At 69.0% G+C, this 17,963-nt stretch carries 13 protein-coding genes; 6 read left to right on the forward strand and 7 right to left on the reverse strand.

The window, feature by feature from the left end; all coding sequences use genetic code 11:
* Positions 1-15 precede the first annotated feature (15 nt).
* Positions 16-1,542, reverse strand: a complete 1,527-nt coding sequence (locus tag OG352_RS38290) for an asparagine synthase-related protein (RefSeq protein ID WP_329223295.1) — start codon at positions 1,540-1,542, stop codon at positions 16-18.
* Positions 1,542-3,254: a thiamine pyrophosphate-binding protein gene (locus OG352_RS38295; RefSeq protein ID WP_329223297.1), complete on the reverse strand. Its 1,713-nt coding sequence runs from the start codon at positions 3,252-3,254 to the stop codon at positions 1,542-1,544. Before OG352_RS38295 ends, OG352_RS38290 begins: the two co-directional genes overlap by 1 nt.
* A 268-nt stretch (positions 3,255-3,522) precedes the next feature.
* Between OG352_RS38295 and OG352_RS38300 the strand changes: the two genes are divergently transcribed.
* A complete protein-coding gene (locus OG352_RS38300; RefSeq protein WP_329223298.1) occupies positions 3,523-4,911 on the forward strand; it encodes an aminotransferase family protein in 1,389 nt (462 codons plus the stop codon).
* Positions 4,912-5,115: 204 nt separating this feature from the next.
* On the opposite strand, the gene OG352_RS38305 is transcribed toward OG352_RS38300, so the two are convergent.
* A complete protein-coding gene (locus OG352_RS38305; RefSeq protein ID WP_329223300.1) occupies positions 5,116-8,238 on the reverse strand; it encodes a BTAD domain-containing putative transcriptional regulator in 3,123 nt (1,040 codons plus the stop codon).
* A 1,099-nt stretch (positions 8,239-9,337) separates the two neighbouring features.
* Between OG352_RS38305 and OG352_RS38310 the strand changes: the two genes are divergently transcribed.
* Positions 9,338-10,225, forward strand: coding sequence for an SCO6745 family protein (locus tag OG352_RS38310; protein WP_329223301.1), 888 nt, complete (start codon positions 9,338-9,340; stop codon positions 10,223-10,225).
* A gap of 556 nt (positions 10,226-10,781) precedes the next feature.
* Here OG352_RS38310 and OG352_RS38315 read toward each other — a convergent pair.
* Entirely contained in the window at positions 10,782-11,234 is a 453-nt protein-coding gene (locus tag OG352_RS38315; RefSeq protein ID WP_329223303.1) for a MerR family transcriptional regulator, read from the reverse strand.
* Between the two features lie 84 nt (positions 11,235-11,318).
* On the opposite strand from OG352_RS38315, the gene OG352_RS38320 reads away from it, so the two are divergent.
* The 3 genes from OG352_RS38320 to OG352_RS38330 all read left to right on the forward strand — a co-directional run bounded on the left by OG352_RS38320 (position 11,319) and on the right by OG352_RS38330 (position 14,267).
* Entirely contained in the window at positions 11,319-12,260 is a 942-nt protein-coding gene (locus tag OG352_RS38320; protein WP_329223304.1) for an alpha/beta hydrolase, read from the forward strand.
* Between the two features lie 248 nt (positions 12,261-12,508).
* On the forward strand, positions 12,509-13,090 hold the full coding sequence (locus tag OG352_RS38325; protein WP_329223305.1) for a recombinase family protein: 582 nt from the start codon (positions 12,509-12,511) through the stop codon (positions 13,088-13,090).
* 247 nt (positions 13,091-13,337) lie between these two features.
* The gene (locus tag OG352_RS38330) at positions 13,338-14,267 is read left to right on the forward strand and encodes an IS4 family transposase (RefSeq protein ID WP_329218851.1); all 930 of its coding nucleotides are present in this window, start codon (positions 13,338-13,340) and stop codon (positions 14,265-14,267) included.
* Here the strand turns inward: OG352_RS38330 and OG352_RS38335 are convergent.
* On the reverse strand, positions 14,243-16,429 hold the full coding sequence (locus OG352_RS38335) for a recombinase family protein (RefSeq protein WP_329218853.1): 2,187 nt from the start codon (positions 16,427-16,429) through the stop codon (positions 14,243-14,245). The genes OG352_RS38330 and OG352_RS38335 overlap by 25 nt on opposite strands.
* The gene (locus OG352_RS38340; RefSeq protein ID WP_329218855.1) at positions 16,426-16,686 is read right to left on the reverse strand and encodes a hypothetical protein; all 261 of its coding nucleotides are present in this window, start codon (positions 16,684-16,686) and stop codon (positions 16,426-16,428) included. Before OG352_RS38340 ends, OG352_RS38335 begins: the two co-directional genes overlap by 4 nt.
* 57 nt (positions 16,687-16,743) lie before the next feature.
* Here OG352_RS38340 and OG352_RS38345 point away from each other — a divergent pair, with 57 nt between their 5' ends.
* A complete protein-coding gene (locus OG352_RS38345) occupies positions 16,744-17,184 on the forward strand; it encodes a hypothetical protein (RefSeq protein WP_329218857.1) in 441 nt (146 codons plus the stop codon).
* A 350-nt stretch (positions 17,185-17,534) separates the two neighbouring features.
* On the opposite strand, the gene OG352_RS38350 is transcribed toward OG352_RS38345, so the two are convergent.
* Complete coding sequence (locus OG352_RS38350) at positions 17,535-17,756, reverse strand: hypothetical protein (protein ID WP_329223307.1); 222 nt, start codon at positions 17,754-17,756, stop codon at positions 17,535-17,537.
* Positions 17,757-17,963: the final 207 nt, after the last annotated feature.

The raw sequence follows: 17,963 nt of genomic DNA on the forward strand, positions 1-17,963 counted from the left end.
CGCTCCTTTCCCTGGTCATCGGATCGCCTTCGAACGCACCAGATCGCCCACCCGCTCGGCATGCGCGGCCACGTCGACCGTGCCGGGGTGTGCTCCGGCAGCCACGACCTGGTCGAACAACTGCTTGACGTACATCCGTTTGGCGTCGTGCAGGCGTTCATGCGGCACGCCGTGGTCCGCCAGCATCCGGCTGAAGGCGGAGGTGACGCCGGCCCCCTCGTGGACGCCGAGCTTGGGCCGCAGGACGGTCTCGCGCGGCAGGATGTCGCCCATGGCCGCGCGCAGAACCCACTTGTCCTGCCCGTAACGGCTCTTCAGACCTGCCTCCAGCGGAACCAGGACGTCGAGCACGTCACGGTCCCAGTAGGGGTGCGTGGTCCAGTGCCCCGCGACCGCCGAGAGCGTCGGGGTCATCTCGTTGAGACCGTCGAAGGTCGCCATGTCCCGGGCGATGGCGTCGTCCAGGGGCGCCGGACGCCCTTCGCGGTGCATGCCGCCCAGCGGGATGTCCGCACCGTAGCCGGTGAGGATGCGCCTGCCCGCGCCGCCGACGCGGAGGTAGAGCGCGGTCAGTGGCAGCAGGTACTCGATGATGTCGGGGTCGAGCGACTCCGCCGCCCACACCGTGTGGGGCAGGGTGGCGAGCAGCTCGTCCGTGGTGATCGTGATGTCCTGGTGGACGGATCCGATGTGTTCCGCGACCGTGTGCGCCTGCGTGAACTCGTTCGCCTCGGGAGTGCCCATCGACACGGTGTCGATCTTGTTGCCGAGTGCGCGGGCCGCGAGGGCCGCGACGCTGGACGAGTCCAGGCCGCCCGAGATGACCACGAGTGGCGTGGTCGTGTCCAGCCGGTTGCGCACGGCCCGTTCAAGAGCGACCCGTACGGCGTCCACCGCCTCGTCCTCGGGCAGGATCCGGCGCGAACAAGGCGGCTGCCAGATGCGGTTCGCGACACAGGCACCCGTGCCGAGGCTGAAGTCCAGTACGGTGCCGGCCTCCACCTGATGGACACCGGGCAGGCCTCGCACGGACCGGGCGCCCGTGACGGGCCGGCCGAGGAAAGGGGTCCGCAGTGCCTTCGCCTCGGTGGCGGCGAGCAGCCGGCCGGCCGTGATCTTCACGTACAACGGCACCGAACCGGCGTGGTCGGTGGCGAGCACGGCCCGGCCGTCGGCCACCACGAGGGCGGCGAAGCGGCCGTTCAGGAGCCGGAAGGCATGGACGTCGTACCGCTCGAAGAGTGCCGCCACCACAGCCGCGTCCTCGGCCGACGGCGACCCTTCGGGCAGCAGGGACGACAGCTCGTCCCGGTTGTAGAGCTCCCCTGCGAGCAGCACCGTCAGGCCGTCGAGGTGGGCGAGCGCACCGTCCGGGGCTCCGGAGTGCAGCAGCCGTACCAGCAGCGGCTGTGCGGCGGTGCCGTCGCGCAGGTCCGTCACGGTTGCACGGGCGGCGAAGGGGTTCGCGGGGAGCCGACCGGTCCCGTCCTCCTCCACCAGCGCGAGGAAGCCGGTCGCCGGGGGAAGTGTCCGGGCCACCATCAGATGCTCAGCGCTTCGAAGCCGCCGGCGCTGAAGTCGTAGTTCACCGGGACCTCGATGAGGAAGGGACGGCCGAGACCGGCTCCCTTGCGCAACGCGGCCAGCAGTTCCTCCCGGGAGCCGGCCCGCACCGCCTCCACACCGTTGGCGCGGGCGAGTTCGGTGAAGTCCACCCCGGTGAACTTGACGGCCGGGCCGTACGAACGCCGGTGGCCGATGTTCTGGTAGAGCTCGATCAGCCCGTTGGTGTCGTTGTTGACCACGACCGTGACGATGGGCAGGTTGAGCCGGGCGATCGTCTCCAGGTCAGCGCTGTTGGAGTGGAAACCGCCGTCTCCCGCGACGAGGAAGGTCGGCTGTCCCGGGCGGGCCAGCTGCGCGCCCATCGCCGCGGGCAGGCCGTAGCCGAAGCTGGAGCAGCCCGCCGAGGTCAGGAATCCGAAGGGCTGGTCGGCACGGGCGAAGAGCACTCCGTAGTGCCGGAAGAAGCCGATGTCGGAGACGATGGTTCCCTCGCCGGCCCCGGTGTTCTCGTCCATGACGGTGTTCATGCAGTCGATGACCTGCTGGACGCGCATGCCGTCGGAGTACTCCTCGGGGTCGGAGAGGAACTCCGCGATCCGGGTCCGCAGCGGGGCGATGTCGTGCGGCTGCTTGGGCGCCACGTCCGAGGTGAGCGCGTCGAGATGCGTCACGAACGTCCGTACGTCGGTGACGACGTCGACGTCCGGCCGGTAGACCCGGGGCACCGGATTGGCGACCGGCGCGACGCGGACCGTCGTCTTGCCGGCCCCGCGCTGCCACATGGACGGCCGCAGGTCCTCCGCGTAGTCGTAGCCCAGGGTCAGGATCAGGTCGGCGGGGGCGAAGAGGGTGTCCAGTGCCGGGAACGAGAGGATGCCGTCCATGTAGCCGGTGACCGCACCGTAGTTGAGGTCGTGGTCCTGGGGCAGGACGCCCTTGGCTATGTAGGTGGTGATCACGGGCAGCCGGAGCCGCTCGGCCAGCGCCCGGACGGCGCCTACCGCGCCCGAACGGATGGCCGAGGCACCCACCACGAGCACCGGATGCTCGGCGGACGCAAGCAGTTCGGCGGCCTGCTCCGCCCTCTCCTTCCAGTCGTCGCTCACGGTGGCCAGGGGCCGGGCCGGGGTCCTGGCCTCGCTGCCTGCGCCGGCGCCGGCCGCGCTGCCCAGGAGGTCCACCGGGATGGAGAGGAAACTCGGTCCGACCGGCTCGGTCATCGCGGCGGTCACCGCCGAGTCGACCAGGTCCGTGATGTCGTCGGGCCGTTGCAACTCGGTCGCGTACTTCGTCATCGGCCGCATCACCGACACGGAGTCGAGGCACTGGTGGGTGTCGTTGGGGAAGATGTCGTAGGACTCGGACTGCGCGGCCAGCGCGATGACCGGGGAGCGGTCCAGAACCGAGGTGGCGACACCGGTCGTCAGATTGGTCATGCCCGGGCCGAGCGTGGCCCAGCAGGCCTGCGGCCTTCCGCTGATACGCGCCAGTACGTCCGCGGCGACCGCGGCGGTGAACTCGTGCCGGGTCAGCACGAACTCGATCCCGTCCACCTCGTCGAAGAGGATCGACGCGGCCTCCCGGCCGACCACCCCGAACACCTTGCGCACGCCGTGCTCGTGCAGTCGTCGCAGGAGGGCGTGGGCAGTGGTGGAGGTGGAACTCGGCAGGGTCGGAACACGCGACATGAAGCACTCCTTTTGCCTGCGGGCTGTGGGGGACGCGCCGCCCGGGCCGTCGTGGGCGGAACGCCACGGCGCCACGGGACGAACCCGGGGCGGCGTCACGCCCACCACGGTCCACGGGTGACTTGCACAGGCATGGACGAACCGCTGGCACGTGTCCGCACGAAGCCGGGCGCCTGTTGCCGGCCGACGTCAAAAGATCGTCCAACAGGCTGCAAGGACTCGCTGAGAGCATCCTGTCGACCTGCCGGACGGACAGAGGAGTTCCCAGGTGCCCTCCCCCCGAACTGACACAGCCCCCCGAACCGACACAGCCCCCCTCACCCAGGCCGAGCACGACCGGCTGGTGGTCGCCGACCGCCACGTCATGCACACGATGGTGCGGGGGGACGACCCCCGCAGGATCGTGGTCGTCCGGGCCGAGGGGTGCCGGCTGTGGGACACGAAGGGCCGCCGCTATCTGGACGCCACCGCGGGGCTCGCGCTGTCCCAGGTCGGCCACGGCCGACGGGAGCTCGGCGAGGTGGCCGCGGCTCAGATGGCGAAGCTGGAGTACTTCCACACCCGGTGGGGCTTCACCAACGACCGCGCCATCGAGCTGGCGGACCGGCTGGTGGAACTGGCACCCGAGGGGCTGAACAATGTGCACTTCACCAGCGGCGGTGCCGAGGGCAATGAGATCGCGCTGCGGCTGGCCCGGTTCTACCGGTACCGCACCGGCCAGCCGGACCGGACCTGGATCCTCGCCCTCGACAAGGGCTTCCACGGCATCACCTACGGCGCCAGCAGCATGTCCGGGAGCGCGGAGGCGCACACCGGTTTCGGGCCCATGCTCCCGCACGTCCGTTTCCTCACCACGCCGGACACCGTCCACGGCACGGCGTTCGGCGGGGCCGGCGTCACCGATTTCTGCCTGCGCGAACTGCGGGAGACCATCGAGGAGATCGGGCCGGAACGCATCACCGCCATGATCGGCGAGCCGGTCCTCGGACCCGGCGGAATGATCGTCCCACCCGACGACTACTGGCCCCGGGTGGCCGAGTTGCTGCGTTCCTACGGAATCCTGCTGATCTCCGACGAGATCGTGACCGCCTACGGCCGCCTCGGCCACTGGTTCGCCGCCGAACGCACCGGCGTGAAACCAGACATCCTGGTCACCGCCAAGGGCATCACCTCGGGGTACATGCCGCACGGCGCGGTACTGGTGGACGACGCGATCGCCGAGGCGGTCGCCGACGGAAACGGGTTCCCGGTCGACTTCAGCTACAGCGGGCACCCCACCGCCTGTGCCGTGGCGCTCGCCAACCTCGACATCATCGCCAAGGAGAACCTGCTCGGCAACGCCGTCGAGGTCGGCGCCCACCTCGGTGACGGGCTGCGCGAGCTGCTGGAGCTGCCGGTGGTCGGCGGGGTGCGCCAGATCGGGCTGATGGTCTGTGTCGAGCTGACGGCCGAGGAAGGGACGCTGGCGCCGCTGCCGCACGGCACCACCGCTCTCGTCGACGAACTGCGGGACAAACACGGTCTGCTGGTACGCGGTATGAGCAGCGGGCTGATGATGGTGCCCCCGCTGGTGCTGACCCGCGAGGAGGCCGACGAGGCGGTCGACGCGCTGCGTGAGGTACTCGGCCGGATGACGCCGGACGGCCTGCTCCGATAGCAGCCCTCACACCCTGTTCAGGTGCGTTCCCGCCTCCGAGGGCGGGAACGCCGCCGTGGCGTGCGCCGACCGGATGCCCGAGCCGCTCCAGCCCGGCCGGGACTCCTCTCGTCGTCGGCGCCACGGCGTCGCACGGCCCGCGACAAGCCGAGGTGCGGGCGCCACCCGGCTGGTCCCGCGGGCCGCGGCCACGGCCCCGCGTCCCTACACCGGGTGCCGCACGGCCGGCACCGGAGCGACACTGTCGTCCCGCAACAGCGTGGCGAACGGCCATTGCTCCCTCACGTACACGTTCTCGCCGAAGGCCTCGATGTTCTGGGCCGCGGCGGCGCAGGTCCGCTGGGCGTGCATCGGCCGGTGCGCGTACGACTGCGCCTCCGCCAGCAGCCCCAGGTGCAGCGAACGCCGGATGTAGGAGCGCGACCTCAGGGCGCTCAGTTCCGCGTTCTGCATCCGGCGCAGTCCCTGGTCGTGACGGCCCTGGTGCACCTCCGCCCAGCCCAGCAGGGCGGAGTGCATGCTCTGCCAGAAGCCGAGTCCGCAGCGGGCGGCCAGATCGAGGCCCACCGACGCCGCGTGGCCCGCGTGGTTCACATCGCCGTCCAGGATCGCGAGGAGCGCGTCGGCGTACAGCGCGAAACCCCGGTACCACGGACGCCGATAAGGTGAGGTCTCCGTGATGGTGAGGAACTCGGCACGGATGCGCTGCGATTCGTCAGGATTGCCCAGGAGCCGGTGGGTGAGCGCCAGGTACACCCTGCCGTCCACATGGCAGTCGCGTACACGCCAGTCCCCCTTCTCGTCTCCCGACGTCACGGGTGCAAGGCTGTCGGCCAGCTCCACACTCTTCAGCAACGACCCCAGCGCGAGGCTCAACTCGCCTCTGATGTGCAGCACGACGCCGTTGACGTAGGCTGCCGCCGCCTCGTCCGCGAGTCCGTCGCCCGCCACGCTGATCTCACGGACGAGACGGGCGATCCGGTCGGCCTCGGCGAGGTCCCCGACCGTCAGCGCGGCCAGTGCCTGAGTGTGGAGCAGGTCCGTGGGACGTGTGCTGTCGAGGTATTCCTCCAACTGCCTCGCCTTGCCGACGAGTTGGCCGATGCCCCGGGATCCGTGTCCTTCCAGCAGGCTCACCATGCGGATCTGGTGCCGGCGCAGCGACAGCTCCAGCTTGGTGTGCGCCATGGAGGGGGGAAGCGCGGTCACTACGTCGACCGCCAGGCACACATAGCGCGACGCTCTCGTGTAGAGCAGATGCGTGTACGCCTCCCGCGCAAGGGAGAGCAGAGGTGCGAGCCCCTGTTCCGAGCCCAGTACCAGGGCGGCTCGGAGCCAGTGCTCCCGGATCGCCCGTGTGGCCTCCTCGTCCGCCGCCTCCTGCTGCGACAGGCGATGTCCGAACTCCTGGTGCCACCGGGCCCGTACCGCAGCCGGAAGACTGTCATATACGACGTCCCGCAGCAGGCCGTGGGTGAAGCACACGGTGACATCGTCCAGCCCGCCCTGCGCCGCGGTTCGCAGCAGACCGGTCCGCAGCGCGGTGTGGACGATGTCACTGTGCTCGCCCATGGCACCGACGACGTCGACCAGCACCTGCCGGGACACCTGGCCGCCGGCGACGGCGACGGCCGCCAGCACCGTGCGCTCTTCCCTGGAACACTCGGTGAACCACTCGTGCAGTACCTCCGTCACCTTCAGCGGGACGGGATACGTCGTGACAGTGGCGTCCAGTTCGGCGGGCGCCGCGTCGACGAGTGAGGCGATGAGGTAAGGGCTCCCGTCGCAGGCCGCCCGCAGTGCCTGGACGACCTGCCGCGCGGACGGTTTTCCGCGGGCGGTGAGCATGCCGTCGACTTCGTCGTCGGACAGCCCGGCGAGATGCAGCACATCGGCGTTGTCCTCCTGGAAGAGGCGCGCGGCCTCTCTGCGCAGCATCGGGTCGTCACGCAACCGGGACTCGCGCAGGGTCGCGACGAGGAACAGCGGGACGTCGCGTACCGCTCTGGTCACCTGGGTCAGCAGTTCCAGTGAGCCGACGTCGGCGAAGTGCAGATCCTCCAGCACGAGTACCGTCGGACGGCGGCCGAGCGCGGTGCTCAGTACCCGGCAGACGCGGTCGCTCAACTGGAAGGGCTCGGCGCAGAGCGTCCCCTCGTCGACCGACGAGCCGTCCGAAGGGGAACCGGTCCGCACCATGTCCTCGAACTGTGCTGCGGCCTCGGGAAGTTGGCGGAGCAGTTGCTCCCACACCCAGTACGGCGGCGAGGGCCGGCCGGCCACACCGTGGCCGCGGCTCACCCGGACGTCGCCGAGGTCTCGCATGGCCTCGCGCACCAGCCGCTTCTTTCCCACCCCCGGTTCGCCCACCACGAGCATCGTGCGGCCGGCACCACTCAGCGCGACGGCACAGCTCGCGCGGATCCGTCGCAGTTCGGCGCGCCGCCCTATGAACATGTCCATGAGGTATTCAGGTGAGTGAGGAGCGCTCACACCCTCCCGCATCCCAGGCGGCGTGAACGCGGCCGCACCGTGCGCCGACTCGAGTCGAGGCAGGTCGTGACGCAGGACGCTCTGGTGCAGTTTCTTGAGCTCCATGCTGGCATCGACGCCGAGTTCTTCGGCCAGATGTGCCCGGATCGTGGCGAACGTGACCAGGGCCTCGGCCGGCCGACCCGAGTGGTACTGCGCCTGCATCAGGAGCTGTGCCAGGCGCTCCTTGTCCGGTGTGCGCCGCAATTCCTCCGTGAGGGCGATGATCACATCGTCATAGGAGCCGAGCATCAGGAGCGCTTCGGACCATTTCTCCAGGGCCAGTACGCGCAGGCCCTCTAATCGGGCCACCTCCCGCTGGGCGAAGCCGTAGTCCGTGAGATCGCCCAGCGGGGTGCCCTTCCACAGGGAGAACGCCTCACTGGCGGCTGAGCCGGCCGCCTTCGGATCACCCTGATCGACGAACCGGCGGCACTGCGCCACCTTGGTCTCGAAGAGATGTACATCGGTGGCCGCCGGGTCGGTGTGCAGCGTATATCCATGCAGTTGTCCGGAGATCGAGGCGAACCGTCCGTCGGCGACGCCCCGCAGGACCCTGCGCAGCCGCGAGATGTAGGACTGGAGAGTGGCGACGGCGTGGCGCGGTGGCGAGTCGCCCCACAGGCAGCTCAGTACCTCCGAGACCGACACGACGCTGCCGGCCCGGGTCGCCAGGAGCGCCAGCAGGCAACGCTGTCTGGGCGGCCCCAGGTGGACAGGCTTTCCATCGGCGAGCAGGGTGAATTCGCCGAGCATCGTGAAGCGAACATCACCGGCAGGCTCTTCGCTCAGCATTAAGGCACCATTTCAAGTCGAAGTGTTCATCGGCAGTGATACCTACCGATCCTTCTACGGAAATGTTCTTCACCCCCTGCCAATAAGTCTAAACAGCAAGAGCATGAGGGACGCCGCCCCAGGCGGCCATCGGCATGGGTGTCATCTCGCTGACCAGTGCAGACCCGTCGAAGGTAATAGTTCTTCCCGATTTGTTTTCCCTTCTGATGCCCGGATCATTACCGTTTCACTTGCGCCCGAATTCAGCCAGTCCCCGCACCATGGCCGACGACATGCGGTCCATCGAAATTTTCGGCGGAGGTAGAGTCCAATGACGTTGAAGATGGGTACTGCATGCGCTTCAGATCGATCGGGTGTGGGTCACCTCGGCGAAGGCGTGGATCGTAAAGGTGGCAACGTTGCCCAGCCCACCGGGATCCCCCATGTCGTCGGCTGCCCGACCTCACCTCACACCACCGGACGACATCCACACACGGAAGTCGCGCAGCTCCGATGCGAGCCCGAGGTCCCGCAGGATGCGACGGAAGTGACAGGACGGACAGGACGGACAAAGCAAACAAGGCGGACGGGCTGGACGGGCTGGACGGGACGGACGGGGTGGACGGGCTCCAGCGCACCGGCGCTGAGCTGCAACGGCCCGATGACCTCGTCGGCGCCTGCGGCATGCGCCGCGGCGGGCACCGAGGCGTCCCCTTCCGCGGTGGCCTGGCCGAGGGTGAGGTTCTCCCGCGCCGACAGACGCCGGTTCGCGTAGGACGCGGTAAGACGGCGACACGCTCCCAGGTGGCATGCGCGTCCAGGCCCCTGGTGTCGGTGCCGTTCCAGGTGATCATTGAGGGGAGATCATCGGTCACCGAGCCGCCTGGTGGTGCGTCAGCACCGGCAGGGCCCGCACCAACGCGGTCGTGTGCCGCGGATGCATGCGCTCCTTGGTCAGGAGAGAACTGGTTGCAGGGCAGTAGTCGCCGGAGCCGCTCTTCGATAGCGTACCGACCAGACGGTACGAATGGGTGTGCCCCACGCGCCGTCGTGTGCTCGATGAACAGCGACGTTTCATCCGCCACAGGACGGAGAGCCCCCCATGACGCAGGAGCCCCTCATGACGCAGAACACGGACCGCGACAGTCTGGCCCTCGCGCGCCAGACCTGGAGAACTCTCGAGCCCTACCACGGGGCTGTGTACTTCTCGCCCGAAGCCGCAGGCCAGTACGCCGAGTTGGGCGTGGACGCCAGGACGGGGTACTTCGCGTCCCGCTCCGCCGCGCTCGGCGCCGCTCCGGCGGATCTGGTCATCGCCACGTTCTACAACTTCAATCCCCAACTGGTGCGCCGAGCCATACCCGCGGCATGGGAAGCCGCCACGCCGCAGCGGTTCGCCGCCGCCCGGCTCACCGGGATCGATGCCACGCTCCGCCGCATCCTCGGCGCGGACGTCTCCTCACCGGCGCTGGCCCGCGCGGCGGAATTGGCCCGTGCCGCGGCTGAAGTGACCGTGCGCCATCCACAAGGCCGCCCCCTCTTCGCCGCACACGCCGCACTGCCGTGGCCGAGCGCGCCCCACCTCGTGCTCTGGCACGCGCAGACTCTGCTGCGGGAGTTCCGTGGCGACGGTCACGTGGCGGCACTACTGACTGCCGGACTGAACGGGCTCGAGGCTCTCGTCACGCACGCCGCCACAGGCGACATCGACGCAGGGGTGCTGCGCGACTCGCGGGGATGGACGCCGGAGGAGTGGGGACAGGCCGTGCAGAACCTGCGTGAGCGTGGATGGCTCGACGACGGACCCCACCTGGCCTTGACCGAGGACGGTACGCGGCGCAGGGCGGAGATCGAGCACACCACCGACAGGCTGGCCGCCCTCCCTTTCATCACGCTCGGTCCTGCCGCCTGCGCCGAACTTCGTTCGCTGGTGAGGCCGTTCAGCCTTGCGGTGGCCAAGGAGCTCCTGCCGTGGGCAGTCGCCCGCCTCAGCGAAGAGAGCGCATGAGAGAAGAGAGCGAGGTCGGGAATCCTCGACGGCGGGTCCATCCCGACGACCCCCGAAGCAGCCGAGGTGCCTGCGGCACTGCCCCGGCGCACATCGCCTGGCCTGTGGAGTTGAGGCGCCCCTCGACCGGCACAGGCTTCTCACCTGACTGAGCTGAGTAGCTGCGGTGCTTTTCCGGACTACGGAGCTGTCAGAGGCATGCGCGGCGATCCCGACATGCTGGTGATGAGTGATGGTGCCCGCGTGGTGGCCGGACGGCCGACGAAGCCGAAGATCAGTGCGGCGACAGCCAACCTGCAACGCGGCGATGTTGTGATCGTCGAACGTGTCGACGATGACGAGTCTGGCGATTGGTATGTGCAGGTGTTGATGCGCGAGGACAACACCTTCCAGTCGGAGCACCGGGACGGAGCTCCAGCCGAGCACCACCAAACCCGAGCCGTCTCGCGCGAGACGGCTGTCGCGGCCGTGCTCGGCTGGGTAAGAGGTGAGCCCGACTGGAAGCGGGGGTCGTTTCGCGGCGTGTTGGGGAGTCACTGCCCGGATCTCGGCTTGATCAATCACCGTCGCGGTTCGCCATGGCTTCCAGGGCGAGGCAGGTCGGTGTCTGGCCGGTCCACAGTGTGCCTGCGGTGCCGGCCTCGACCTGCTCGGCGTACAGGCGAGCCTTGGATGCGATCACCGTGAGGTTCTCCGTCATCTGGGCCAGTTCGGCCCGCACGCGGGTCTCATGGGTGCGCAGGAGTTCAAGGCGTTGCTGTTCGTTGCCCGGACCGGCGGCGACCAGCTCGGCGTAGCGCCGGATGTCGGTCAGCGGCATGCCGCAGGCGCGGAAGCGGTTGCAGAGTTGGAGCCATTCGACGTCGAAGGCGGAGTAGCGGCGCCGCCCACCGCTGCTGCGTGCCACCGAGCCCAGCAGCAGTCCCTGTTTCTCGTAGTAGCGCAGGGTGTGGATGCCCAGCCCGGTGCGCTCGCTGACCTCGCCGATCGTGAGGCTGTCATCGCTCATGATCGCCCCCCTTCTTGACCTAGACCGAGGTCTAGATCGTAGCGTCGTCGACGTACCTCGACGAACGAACCTGGAGCATGCGTAATGTCTCTTTCCCTCGACCCCGAGCTGGCCGCCGTGTTCGCCGCCAGTGCCGGTGACACCCCGGCCGAGCCGCTCAAGCCCGGTGACTGGAAGACCTGGCGGGACAGCGTTGCCGCTGTCTACCCGGTCCTGACCGCCGGTCTGGACCGGCCCGAGGTCGGGCATCAGGTGTTCACCGCGGCCACCTGGGACGGGGCGTGGATCGATCTGCACTGGTTCACCCCGCCCGGCGTCACCGGCCCGACCGCGGCCGTCGTCCACGCCCACGGGGGTGCCCTGGTCGCCGGCGAGGTGGCGCACTTCGCACCGTTCATCGCCCAGTACGTCGCTGCCGCTGGGGTGCCGTTCCTGTCGGTGGAGTACCGGCTGGCCCTGGAGGTGACCGGCTCGACTCTCACCGACGACGTATACACGGGGCTGGCCTGGCTGATCGAGCACGCGGACGAGCTGGGCGTGGACGCGGCCCGGATCGCGGTGATGGGCGAGAGCGCGGGCGCCACCCTGGCGGTGACCACGGCGATCCGCGCCCGCCAGGACGGCATCGGTCTGGCCCGGCAGATCCTCGTCTACCCCATGCTCGACAACAGCGACACCCCGCTCGCCCCGCACCTGCACGCCTTCTCCGCCGACCTACACACCCTCAAGAACACCGCCTGGCAGCTCGTGCTCGGCGCCGCCCACGCCGGCGACGCGCCCGCGACGATCGTCCCCGCCCGCCTTCAGGACCACTCCGGCCTGCCCCCGGCCTACCTTGAGGTCGGCGAGCTCGACGCCTTCCGGGACGAGACCGTTGCCTACGCCCGGCGGCTGTGGTCAGCCGGCGTCAGTGCCGAACTGCATGTCCTGCCCGGCCTGAGCCACGGCTGGGACCACCTCGCCCCCGGCATCTCCGTGCACGCCGCGGTCCACGCCCGCCGCGTCACCCTTCTGAAGTCCCTGTGAACAGCGACCAGCAAGGAAAGACCATGAGCACCCAGGACCTGCGCAAGCTCTACCTGAGGGTCAGCCGAGATACGGCCGAAAGGGATAGCAAAGCCTCTTGGTGTCCGTTTGGGGCTGTTCGTTAGGGGATCCCCCACCGAACAACCGTGATCTTGGAACGGCGGGATGGGCGACCTGCGGTGAAGGCGTCTCATTTAGGGCGTCCTGTGATCTGTACGGTGAAAGGGGGCTATCCGTACACTCGTGGCGTGAACGAATCCATCGGGTATGCCCGCTGCAGTCTTGACGAACAGGACCTCACTGCGCAGCGAGGCATCCTGCTCGGACTTGGCGTCGCTGAGGACCGCATCTACCTCGACCACGGGCTCACCGGCACCAACCGCGACCGCCCCGGCCTCGACCAGGCGCTCGCCGCCGTCCGCGCCGGGGATACCCTCGTCGTCCCCAAGCTCGATCGGCTCGCCCGCTCGGTGCCCGACGCCCGCAACATCGGCGACTCCCTCATCACCCGCGGCGTCACGCTGGCGCTGGGCGGCACCCTCTACGACCCGGCCGACCCGATGGGCAAGATGTTCTTCAACATCCTGGCCACCTTCGCCGAGTTCGAGGTGGATCTCCTGCGGATGAGGACCCGCGAGGGCATAGCCGTCGCACGCTCCAAGGGGAAGCTCAAGGGCAAGCAGCCCAAGCTGACGGCCCGGCAGCAGGCCCACCTTGTCAAAGAACACCGCAGCGGCGAGCACACGATCGCCGACCTCGCCGAGTTGTTCTCCGTGAGCCGGGCGACGGTGTACCGGGTCCTGGAACGCGCCGGGAACACTGACCGGTAGAAAACCGCCGTGACGGCAGCTAGTGCAGTCGCGGTCCGGGACTCGGAGCCTCATCGCCTAAAGTCCAAGGCCGTGAAGTTACGGCTTCGGAGGCGCTGACAAGTACGCGCTGATCTGCGGTGACTCAGGACGTGAGAAGCGGAGCCCCGGTAGAACTGGCAGTCGACCAAGACAGCCGTTCACAGCACCGGAGGCTCCGCTGTCCGATCAGTGTGTCATCACGCGTGAAATCACGGTAGCCAAGGGCTTGTTCGCCCCCGGGCACCTGGGGGAACTCACCCGGATCGTCCCGTTCGATATGGTCGATGCGGCCCTCACCGAGACCGGCGCCGTCCAGCAGCGAATGCGGAAGATCCCCGCCCGGGTGGTGGTCTACCTGCTGCTGGCCGCCGCCCTGTTCGAGGACTGCGGCTACCTGGCCGTCTGGCGCAAACTCACCGCCGGTCTGGAGGCGATACCGGTCGCGAGGATCACCGGCACGGCGCTCTGGGGCGCCCGGGCCCGTCTCGGTGTCCGCCCCATGCGGGCCCTGTTCGACCTGTTGCGCGGGCCGGCCACGGCGATCCGTACCGTCGGCGCCCGTTTCAAGGGGCTGCTGACCGTCGCGATCGACGGCACCTACCTCGACGTCCCCGACAGCCCGCCGCACCGGGCCCGTCTGGGCAAGAGCACCAACCAGTACGCGACCTCCGGCTACCCGCAGATCTGCCTGACCGCGCTGGTGGCCTGCGGCACCCGCGCGGTCCTGGACGCCGCCTTCGGCTCCCGGTCCAGCGGCGAGACCGTCTACGGCAAGCGGCTGATGCGCTCGCTGCACGACGGCATGATCGTGTTACTGGACCGGGGCTTCTCCGGCAATACGTTCCTGGCCGCCGTCGCCGCCACCGAGGCCGCCTTCCTCGCCCGCGTCTCGGCCGCCCGCAGACCGCCGGTCCTGGCCCGCTTCGACGACGGCTCCCACCTCTCCCGCTTCGGCGGCATCGAGGTCCGCATCATCGAGTGCGAGATCACCATCACCACCAGCCAGGGCCGCCGGACCGGCCTCTACCGACTGGCCACCAACCTCCTCGACCACCACCGATACCCCGCATCCGACCTGGTCAGCCTGTATCACGAGCGGTGGGAAGTGGAGATGTGTCAACCACAGTGCACTCATATATGCGGGTTGGCGGCGTGAACCTGGTTGTCTCGCTCTGCTTCGGGTGGGTCGGTCCAGCGTAGGCGGGTGTAGTAGCCGTGGGGGCGGTTGCGTCGTTCGCGGAGTTCGGCGAGATCGTCGGGGTCGGCTTTGATGATCCACCGCCTGGGCGGTTCGGCTTGTCGGCGTGAGGTGACCCAGTCGCGTTGAATCCAGGTGTAGAGAGTGATGGCGGGCATGTCCAGGGCGCGGGCGAGGTCCGCGAGCCACCATTCGTGTTCGCCGGGGGCGTCAGGACTGGTGGGGGCCTGGTCCGGTTGTGGGGTGGTGGTGTGGCAGCCGAGGCGTCGCAGCAGGTTGCCGATGCCGGCCGGGCCGAAGTGCTCGTTGCGTTTGGGAGGGCGGAAGCCCTCGGCGTCGACCTGGCGGGCGATCTGCGTGGGAGTCCTGCCGGCCGCGTGCAGGGCCCTCAGCCGCTCGACCAGCTGGGGGTAGTAGCTGAGCTGGTCCAGTCGGGCGACCGGGCGCACGGATTCGCCGCTGCTGGTGCGGCCGCCGGCCCAGGTGATGGTGACCGTGACGCGTTCGCTGGTGCCCAGCACGGTGAGCGTGATGTCCTCGACGAGCGCGCGGACGATCTGTTTGCGGTCCTTGTCCGTCGTGGTGGGAGCCGTCCACAAGCCCGGGATGTCCTGGGCGAGGGTGGCAATGGTGTGGCGCTCGGCATCGGTGAGGATGCGCGGGCGGGCGGCGAGGACGCGGTCGTGCTCCTCGGTCAAATGCTGCTGATCGGCCAGGGCCTGTTCCCAGTCCTTCTCCAACTGCCGTACCACCAGGCGGTTCTCCGGTTCGGCCAGGCGGTAGCAGCGGCGGGCCCGGTCCACGGTGATCGCGGCGCGTTCCAGGCGCTGGGCCCAGATCTGTTCCAGGGCGGCCCGGTCGGCCTGCACCTGCTCGGCCGCCCGCAGCGAGACCTCTATCGCGGCCGGCGCCAGGGCCTGGAGCACGGCGGCGGTCACGAAAGCGTCGATGCAGGCCCCGGACAGGGACTGGCAGGGTGCGGCGGCGCCGTAGTCGCCGGCCAGGCGCGCGCAGCGGTACTCGGGCACCGTTCCCCTCTCGCGCACGTGGTAGCCCACCGCCATCCTGCGTCCGCACAGACCGCACCGGGCCAGGCCCGACAGCAGCGCGGAGCCGGCCCGGGGCGAGCCGCGGGCGTCGGAGCGCGAGGCATTGGCGGCCAACTGGGCCAGGTTGGCCCGGTAGTGGTCCTCGGTGATGTAGGCGGGCAGGATCCCGGGGATGAAAACCAGCCAGTCGTCCTCGGCCCGCACCACCCGTCCGGTGCTCGGCCTGCCCGGCTGCTGGCGGCGGGCCTCGACCCGCCGCCGCCCGTAAGCGTAGATTCCCGCGTAGACGGGGCTGTGCAGCATGCACTGCAACGTCATCCGGTTCGGGCGGCGCCACTCCAGCTCGCCCTTGTCCGGACCGCCCCGCAGCCGGACCCCCAGCTCGACGCCGTGGTCGACCAGCCAGCGCAGCACCGCGTGCAAGGTGGTGAGCTCGGCGAACTTGGCGAAGACCAGCCGCACCACCGTCTGGACCTGCTCGTCCGGGTCGAGCACGGCCTCGCCCGAGGGACGGCGCAGGTAGCCGATCGGCAGCGGCACGGCCAGCTCGCCGCGGCGGGCCTTGTTCAACCGCCCGGCCTGCATCCGCTGCTTGATCAGGTGGAGTTCCGCCTCCGCCAGCGTCCCCTTGAGACCCAGCAGCAACCTGTCGTTGTACTCGCCGGGGTCGTAGACGCCATCGGTGTCGGCCAGCAACGCCCCGGAGATCGCGCACAACTCCATGAGCTGGTACCAGTCCCGGCCCGCGCGGGCCAGCCGCGACATCTCGATGCCCAGCACCAGGCCGACGTGGTCCATCCCGATCTCGGTGACCAGCCGCTGGAACCCGGTGCGGGCCACCGCGCTGGAACCGGACTTGCCCAGGTCCTCATCGATGACCATGACCCGATCGGCCGACCAGCCCAGCGCGACCGCCCGGTCCACCAGGGCGTACTGCAGCCGGGTCGACTCCTGATGGTCCAGAACCTGCTGCCGGGAGGACTGCCGAATGTAGATCACCGCGAGTCTGGCGATCGCCCGGTCCGTCACCTTGCTCCGCGAGACCTGCTCCCACGGCATCAACGCCGTCATGACAGCACCGCCTCACCGCTCGCGCCAGTCGCCGGCGGGATCGCGGCCAGCCTCCGGGCCGCCAGCACCACCAGCCACCGCACCGCCACCTGGCGATTCACCTGCGGCAGCAGCGTCCACGTCTCCTCGCCCGGCACCTGCCGGGCCTGGCTCTGGGGCAGCCGCCCCCTGCGTCGTCCACGACGACTCGCCTTCCATCCCACGAACTCGGGCCCGCAGCCGTTCGACCAGCTCGACCAGCCGCAACAGACCCTCACGTGCGATTATCGGCGCTTCACCCTCCTGATGGCTATTCATAAGTGCAGTGTGCTTGGGTGATTGAATCCGCCTACTTCGCGATCAAGAAAACGATGCTGGGCCGCCGGGTCCTGCGCTCCAAGACCTGGGCCGGCATCACCCAGGAGGTCTACGCCCTGCTGAGCGCTTACCAGGTCCTGCGGATCGCGATCGCCGACGCCACCGGGACCACACCCGCAGCCGACCCGGACAGAGCCAGCTTCAGCGTCGCGCTCCGATGCGCCCGCGACCAGATCATCCAGGCCGCGGGCATCATCGCCGACACCGTGATCGACCTCGTCGGAACGATCGGACGGGCCGTCCTGGACCAGCTCATGCCCGCCCGCCGCCTCCGCATCAGCCCCCGCGCAGTGAAACGACCTCTGTCCCGATACGCACACAAAAGCCTCAAGGTCGACCGACGCACCTACAAAGCCACCCTCAGCATCAACATCTTGACGCCGACGATCAGCCCGTAACTTCACGGCCTTGGCCTAAAGTCAGCGATATCCGTTGTTTTGCGGCAGATGATACATCTACCCCTGTTGTGGAGGCTGGCCCGTTCGCCGGGGCCATACGGGGGCGGTTGGTCTTGATGACGGTCGCCTTCGCGTACACCACGGGCGGGAGCCTAGCGGCGGCAGTATGTGCCGGACACGGACCGGTCGCCGGCCCGTCCAGTCCCGCCTCGGCCGCCCATGTCTGGGGTGGCGGAGCCGAGAAAACGCCGAATAGCTGCCGGCCAGGGGCAATTCAGCCCTGCGATGCTGGGCATCCCCGCCCCAGTGGTCTCGACCGTGCCACCGGGGCGGCTCCGTCTGCTGTCGGCTCAGCTCTCCGGTGCGGCCTCGGCGAGGATTCGGTAGACGGAGGCGACGGATGGGTGCTCGCGCTTGTTCTTGCCGGTGGGGATGACGAGCTTGTTCGCGATGGCGGGGACGGGGACTTCCTGGTCGCGCAGGGCGCGGTCGTAGGCGGCCATGTCGTCGTCGATGACCTTGGGCTTGCCGCCGTGGCGGCCGCGGCCGGGGCGGAAGCTCGGGTTGTTCACGAGTCGCGATGACGTCGTGCTCTACCGTGCTGCTAGAGATCGCTTCCCATCTTCATGAAGATCGCTTCCCGTTCTGCGGCAGATTGCAAGCAGACAGGGTGAAGTGTTGACGCTCGAGGTCGGATTCGACAATCCGGACAGCGAGCTCGTCACCCTCGCGGACAATGACCAGGATGCTCGGCAGGCTCATCACCGAACTCGGCATTG

Source organism: Streptomyces sp. NBC_01485 (assembly GCF_036227125.1).
GTDB lineage: Bacteria > Actinomycetota > Actinomycetes > Streptomycetales > Streptomycetaceae > Streptomyces.

Bases quoted from the DNA above. Each gene is read 5' to 3' on its own strand.
- OG352_RS38290 (WP_329223295.1), bottom strand. From the start codon at position 1,542: ATGGTGGCCCGGACACTTCCCCCGGCGACCGGCTTCCTCGCGCTGGTG.
- OG352_RS38295 (WP_329223297.1), bottom strand. From the start codon at position 3,254: ATGTCGCGTGTTCCGACCCTGCCGAGTTCCACCTCCACCACTGCCCAC.
- OG352_RS38305 (WP_329223300.1), bottom strand. From the start codon at position 8,238: ATGCTGAGCGAAGAGCCTGCCGGTGATGTTCGCTTCACGATGCTCGGC.
- OG352_RS38310 (WP_329223301.1), top strand. From the start codon at position 9,338: ATGACGCAGAACACGGACCGCGACAGTCTGGCCCTCGCGCGCCAGACC.
- OG352_RS38315 (WP_329223303.1), bottom strand. From the start codon at position 11,234: ATGAGCGATGACAGCCTCACGATCGGCGAGGTCAGCGAGCGCACCGGG.
- OG352_RS38320 (WP_329223304.1), top strand. From the start codon at position 11,319: ATGTCTCTTTCCCTCGACCCCGAGCTGGCCGCCGTGTTCGCCGCCAGT.
- OG352_RS38335 (WP_329218853.1), bottom strand. From the start codon at position 16,429: ATGACGGCGTTGATGCCGTGGGAGCAGGTCTCGCGGAGCAAGGTGACG.